The organism is Streptomyces sp. NPDC026394 (genome assembly GCF_055567735.1).
Genome location: NZ_JBVHPX010000033.1, coordinates 70,466 through 76,511 on the forward strand (window position 1 = coordinate 70,466; position 6,046 = coordinate 76,511).

General features: G+C 76.3%; 2 protein-coding genes. One reads left to right on the plus strand and one right to left on the minus strand.

What is annotated here, in order from left to right:
- Positions 1–278: 278 nt before the first annotated feature.
- Positions 279–1,562, minus strand: a complete 1,284-nt coding sequence (locus ACZ4QV_RS39345; protein WP_467764200.1) for a DUF6986 family protein — start codon at positions 1,560–1,562, stop codon at positions 279–281.
- 320 nt (positions 1,563–1,882) lie between these two features.
- Between ACZ4QV_RS39345 and ACZ4QV_RS39350 the strand changes: the two genes are divergently transcribed.
- A complete protein-coding gene (locus ACZ4QV_RS39350; protein WP_467764201.1) occupies positions 1,883–5,896 on the plus strand; it encodes an nSTAND1 domain-containing NTPase in 4,014 nt (1,337 codons plus the stop codon).
- Positions 5,897–6,046 lie beyond the last annotated feature (150 nt).

A 6,046-nucleotide genomic window follows, 5' to 3' on the forward strand; every position in this document is an offset into this window, starting at 1 on the left:
ACCCCGTACACCGGCAACAACACACGCACTTCGCGTATCCCCCAATTCCGCAGGTTCTGGCCTAGGCCAGAGATTCTGCGGTACGACCGGGGCCTTGCCGCAAGCCCCCCTGTGCGCTATAAGTTGAGAGTGGCAAGGAGTGGCAGAACTCCTTGCCTTTGTCGTTTTCGCCCCCGGCGCCCCCGGCGATCGGGGGCCGGGCACAGGCGTCCAGGCACACCTGTGCGGCGCACGGCAGGGCCGTACGCCGCTGGTGAGATCCGGCCCCCGGAGGGCCGTCAGGCGTTCGGTGCCGGCCGGCCCGCGAGGCCGTCGAGGTCGGCGCGGGTGAGCCCGGTCAGGCGGGCGACCTCGGCGGTGTCGACGGCGCCGCAGTCCAGGCCGCGCAGCAGGTAGCCGCTGAGCGCCTTGGCGGTCGCGGGCTCGTCCATCACGTCGCCGCCCGCCTTGGCCACGTACGCGGCCAGCCGGGCCGCGGCCTGCTCCAGGCCCTCGCGGTAGAAGGTGTAGACGGCGGCGTAGCGGGTGGGCAGGTGCGCGGGGTGCATGTCCCAGCCCTGGTAGTACGCGCGGGCCAGCGAGCGGCGCACCAGGCCGTGGTGCAGCCGCCAGGCGTCGTGGACCTGTGTGGTCGCGCCCACCGGGAGGACGTTGGTCGAGCCGTCGGAGAGGCGGACGCCGGTGCCCGCGGCGGCGACCTGCATCACGGCCTTGGCGTGGTCGGCCGCCGGGTGGTCCAGTGCCTGGTGGGCGGCGCTGACGCCGCAGGAGGCGCTGTAGTCGAAGGTGCCGTAGTGCAGGGAGGTGGCGCGGCCCTCGGCGGCCTCGATCAGGCGGGCGACGGTGGCGCGGCCGTCGGCGCCCAGGATGGACTGGGTGGTCTCGATCTGGATCTCGAACCCGATCCGCCCGGCCGGCAGGCCGTGGGTCCTCTCGAACGCCGCCAGCAGCCGCACCATCGCGGTGACCTGCTCGGGGTAGGTGACCTTGGGCAGGGTCAGCACCAGGCCGTCCGGAAGGCCGCCGGCCGCCATCAGGCCGGTGAGGAAGAGGTCGAGGGTGCGGATGCCGCGGTCGCGGACGGCGACCTCCATGCACTTCATGCGGATGCCCGTGCAGGGTGCGGCGGTGCCGTCCCGGTGGGCGGCCGCGACGAGGGCGGCGGCGCGGACGGCGGCCGCGTCCTCCTCGGCGTCCGGGCGGAGGCCGTAGCCGTCCTCGAAGTCGATGCGCAGGTCCTCGACGGGTTCGCGTTCCAGCTTGGCCCGCACCCGCTCGTACACCGGCTCCGCGAGGTCGTCGGGTATGCCCAGGACGCCGGCGAACGCCGCCGCGTCCGGGGCGTGCTCGTCGAGCGCGGCGAGGGCGGCGTCGCCCCACTCGCGGACGGTGCCCGCGCTGAACACGTCGCCGGGGACGTAGACCGTGTGGACCGGCTGCCGGGTGCCGGGATCGCCCGGGTAGCGCCGCGCGAGGTCCGCGTCGACCTCCGCGAGGGCGGCTCCGATCTCCTCGCGTACGGTGTCCGCGAGACTTGTCGCCACCGTCTCGTGCTGCCCCATCCGGCACCCTCCCTGTGCTCGCGCCCACCACGTAAGCGCTGCCTCACTTTTCCGCTTTACGGAATCCACAATCCGTAGAGCGAAGCTATCCGGGCCGAGTTCGCAGGTCAACACCCTCCGGCGACGGGATCGGCGGGACGCCCCATGGGGAGCGTTCCCCATCGCGTGCGCCGTGCGCCCGCGCGCGGCGCACCCCGTTTCACCCCTTTCGGTGCTTCTTCCGTCTTCCCCGGCCCGGACGGAACGCCCCTGCGTAACATCACCGGCGCGGTGCGGGCGGCCCGGGCGCCCGGCCGCCCGCACGAGGCGTGGGGGCCTGTATGCCGGAGGAGTTCGGGGACGCGCTGCGGCGGCTGCGGCGGGAGCGGGAGGTCTCCCTCCGGACCCTGGCGCAGCTGGTGCACTACAGCAAGGGCTATCTCAGCAAGATCGAGAACGGTGAGAAGCCGCCGACCGGCGACGTCGCCCGTCGCTGCGACGCGGCGCTGGCCGCGGACGGCGCGCTCACCCGGCTGCTGTCCGCCCGCACGCCCGGCGACCGCTGTCCGTACCCGGGACTCGCCGCCTACACCGCCGAGGACGCCCCCTGGTTCTTCGGCCGGGAACGCGCCACCGCCGCACTGGTCGGCCGCCTCGCCGAACGCCTGGAGGCCGCGGGTCCGCTCGTCGTGGCGGCCCCGTCCGGCGCCGGCAAGTCCTCCCTGCTCCGCGCCGGCCTGCTGCCCGCCCTGCGCGCCGGCGCCCTGCCCGGCTCCCGGCACTGGGCGGTACGTGTCCTGACGCCCGGCCCGCATCCGCTCACCGGACTGGCCGCGGCGCTGGCCGGGCCGGGGGCCGCGGCGCCGAATCCGGACACGGTCAGGGGTGCGGGTGCGGGTGCGGGTGCGAGTACGGGTACGGGTACAGGTACAGGTACAGGTACGGCTACAGGTACGGCGGAAGTCTCCGCGGCTCCGGGACCGCCCCCGGCCCGTCTCGATCCGGCCGCCGACGAGGGCCGGTCCGCCGAAGCCCTGGCCGACGTCCTGGCCGACGCCCCCGGACAATGCCCCGCCGCCGTCCGCGCCGCCCTCGGCGCCCACCCGCGCCTGGTCCTCGTCGTCGACCAGTTCGAGGAGGTCTTCACCGCCTGCGAGGACCCCCGCGAGCGGCGGGCGTTCGTCGCGGCGCTCTGCGCGGCCGCGCGGGACGCCCCGTGCGCCGTGGTCCTCTGCGTACGCGCCGATTTCTACGGCCAGTGCCTGGACCACCCCTCGCTCGCCCCGGCCCTGTCCGCCGGGATCTTCGCGCTGCGGCCCATGTCCGTACCGGAGGTGCGTGCGGCGATCGTCCGGCCCGCCCGGGAGGCCGGGCTGGAGCTGGAACCGGGCCTCGAAGAGCTGCTCCTGTCCGATCTGGGCCTCCACGAGGACGACGGCCCGGTGATCGGCGGGGCACTGCCCCTGCTGGCGCACGCCCTGCTCGGCACCTGGCAGCAGCGCACCGGCCGCACCCTCACCGTCGCCGGATACCGCCTGACCGGCGGCCTGCACGGCGCCGTCGCCACCACCGCCGAGCGGGTGCACGCCACGCTGGACCCGGCCGAGCGGCGGGCGGCGCGGCAGGTGCTGCTGCGGCTGGTGCAGGTCGGTGAGATCGCGGGCGAGACCCGTCGGCGGGTGCCGCGCGAGCGGCTGCTGGAGCATCTGCCGGACCCGGAGAAGACCGCCGCCGTGATCGACGTCTTCGTGCGCGCCCGGCTGCTGACCCTGGACGCGGACACCGTGGAGATCACCCACGAGGCGCTGCTGCGGGCCTGGCCGCGGCTGCGCGGCTGGATCCGGGCCGACCGGGCCGGGCTCGTCGTCCACCAGCGGCTCTCGGAGGCGGCCGGGGCGTGGAAGCGGGAGGGGCGGGAGGCGGCGGGGCTGTACCGGGGCACCCGGCTGGCGGTGGCCCGCGAGTGGGCCGGGCAGCAGGGGGAGGACGCCGGGCTCAGCCCGCTGGAGGAGGAGTTCCTCGACGCGTCGCAGGCGCGCGAGGCGGCCGCGGCGCGGGCCGGGCGCCGCCGGGTGCGCCGCCGCCGCAGGCTCGCCGGCACCCTGGCCGTACTGCTCGTCCTCGCCGTGTGCGCGGGGGTGCTGGCGGTCCAGCAGTGGCGTACGGCGGAGACCGGCCGCCTCGACGCGTACGCCGGTGAACTGGCCGCCCGCTCGGGCCAGGTGGCCACCGGGCAGCCCGAGGCGGCCATACTGCTCGCCGCCGAGGCGTACCGGCTGCGCCCGTCCCCCGCCTCCCGCAGCGCGCTGCTGAGCACTCAGGCGCGACCGTTCGCGGGTCGCCTGACGGGGCATCAGGGCCCGGTCAACGCCGTCGCGTTCAGCCCGGACGGGGGCCTGCTGGCAGGCGGGGCCTCGGACGGCACGGTACGGCTATGGGACCCCCGCACCCGCCGTCCGCTGGGCACCGCGATCCGGGCGGGGGCGACGCGGATCCGCGGTGTGGCCTTCAGCCCGGACGGCGGGCTGCTCGCGGCGGGCGCCGCGGACGGCTCGGTACGGGTACGGGACACCGGCCGCGGGGCCCCGGTCACCACGGTGCCCGGCGCGGGCCCGGGCGGGGAGGTGGCCTTCGCGCCGGCCGGTCCGGGCGTACGGGGCGAGGCGGCCGGTCCGGCTGCTGCGCCTGGTTCGGCCGGTGCGACCGGTACGCCTGACCCGGCCGGCGCAGGTGGCGCAGCCGGTACGGCCCGTACGCAGGTCCTCGCCGCCACCGGCCCCGGCGGCAGCGTGACCCTGTGGAACGCGCCCGGCATGCGGCGGACGGCCCGCCTGCCCGGCCTGGGAGGCGGCGCGAGCGGCAAGGTGGCGTTCAGCCCGGACGGGCGCCTGCTGGCCCGCGGCGACGCCAACGGCCGGGTCCGGGTGTGGCGGCTGCCGCGCTCCCTGACCGCCTCCGTGCCCGGCAGCGCCCTGTCCGACGCCGACCGCCCCGCCTCCCCCACCGTCCTGGCCGACCGCGCCGGGCACGGCAGCGGAGTCGTCGCCGTGGCCTTCAGCCCGGACAGCACGACACTCGCCGTCGGCGGCACGGACCGCACGGTGACGCTGTACGACACCCGTGACATGACCGTCTCGGGGCGGCTCACCGGCCACAACGACGACATCAACGCCCTCGCGTTCAGCCCCGACGGCGACACCCTCGCGTCCGCCTCCGGCGACGGCTCCGCACGCCTGTGGGAGGTCGCCACCCGGCGTACCGTCGCCGCCTTCACCGGGCACAGCGACTATGTGCTCGCCGTCGCCTTCGCCCCGGACGGCCGCACCCTGGCCACCGGCAGCTTCGACCGGACCCTCGCCCTGTGGAACCCGTCCGGCGCGGCGCTGACCGCCCGGCCGGTCTCCGGCCGGTCCGCCGTCGCCTTCGCGCCCGGCGGGCGGCGGCTGGCCGCCGCGGGCACCGACGGCTCGGTCCAGCGGTGGGACGTACGGTCCCGTACGCAACTGGGGCCGCCGCTGGGCGGCCACCACGGCCCGGTGCGGGGGCTGGCCTACAGCCGGAACGGCCGCACGTTCGCGACCGCCGGGGCCGACGGGACCGTACGGCTGTGGGACGCGGCGAGCGGCAGCCGCGAGCGCGTCCTGACCGGGGCGCGCGGGGCGGTGTTCGCGGTCGCGTTCTCCCCCGGCGGACGGCAACTGGCGGGGGCGAGCGAGGACGGCACGGTCCGGCTGTGGGACCTCGCGCGGGGCGGCTCGACCGTCCTGACCCAGCACGACGACTTCGTCAACGGCGTGGCGTTCAGCCCGGACGGACGGCTGCTGGCCAGCGCGAGCGACGACCGTACGGTACGGCTGTGGGACGCCGCCACGCACCGCCAGGTCGCCGTCCTGCGCGGGCACACGGGTGCGGTGTGGGCGGTGGCCTTCAGCGCGGACGGGCGGGTGCTCGCCTCGGCGGGCAACGACCGCACGGTGCGCCTGTGGGACCTGCGGCGGCACCGCGCCACCGGAGTGCTGCGCGGCCACACCGGTTCGGTGCGCGACATCGCGTTCGCGCCGCGCGGGCGGCAGTTGGCCACGGTCGGGTTCGACGGCACCGTACGCGTCTGGGACACCGCCGCCCGTCTCCAGGCCGCGACGCTCACCGGGCACACCGACGTGGTGTGGTCGGTGGCCTACGCGCCGGACGGCAGGACCCTCGCCAGCACCGGCGCGGACGGCTCCGTACGCCTGTGGGACCTGGACGCGCGCCGGGTGGCCGGGCGCATCTGCCCGCTGGTGGGCAGGACCGGACCCGCGCGCTGGCGGGAGTTGCTGCCCGATGTCCCGTACGCCCCGATCTGCGACCGCTGACGGCACGGGAGCGCGGGCCGTCAGCGGTCGCGAAGTCCGGAGCCCGCACGGATTTACGGGCTCTCCCGCGATTGGTCGTGAGGCGTGTTGGCCTGGAGGTTCGGCTGGTGGTTGGTTCAGCAGGTCATCGGGCGGACGGGCACGAGTTCG